The organism is Vibrio sp. OPT18, from assembly GCF_015163615.1.
GTDB classification, from domain to species: Bacteria; Pseudomonadota; Gammaproteobacteria; order Enterobacterales; family Vibrionaceae; genus Vibrio; species Vibrio coralliirubri.
The window spans coordinates 1-350 of record NZ_JADDYK010000093.1 but is presented as its reverse complement, the minus strand read 5'-3'; the positions used below and the strand labels follow the sequence as shown (position 1 = coordinate 350).

At 45.1% G+C, this 350-nt stretch carries 1 protein-coding gene; it reads right to left on the bottom strand.

Translation table 11 applies throughout. The annotated features are described in order from the left end of the window. Positions 1–350: tyrosine-type recombinase/integrase (locus tag IQQ51_RS23650; RefSeq protein ID WP_193842270.1), on the bottom strand; the 350-nt coding region annotated here is incomplete at both ends.

Here is a 350-nt window from a genome sequence, read left to right as displayed (position 1 = left end):
TGATCTGGTGCCAGGTGCGCATAACGCATGGTTGTCGTGATCTCGCTATGCCCCAGAACGTCGCGCAGCTTCACAATGTTTCCACCATTCATTACATAATGGCTGGCGAACGTATGCCGCAGAACGTGAGTAAATTGCCCTTTAGGTAGCTGGATATGAGCCTTGGTAATTGCTTTACGGAACGTAGATAAGCTACTCAAAAACATCCGTTCATCATTCACCGGCTTAAATGCCTTTAGTTCGTCAAATAACACCTGGTTAATGGGAACGGTTCGGTTCTTGTTTGACTTGGTATTTAAGAACGTCACTGAATTGTTTTTGATTTGTGCCGGCTTGAGATTTTCCGCTTC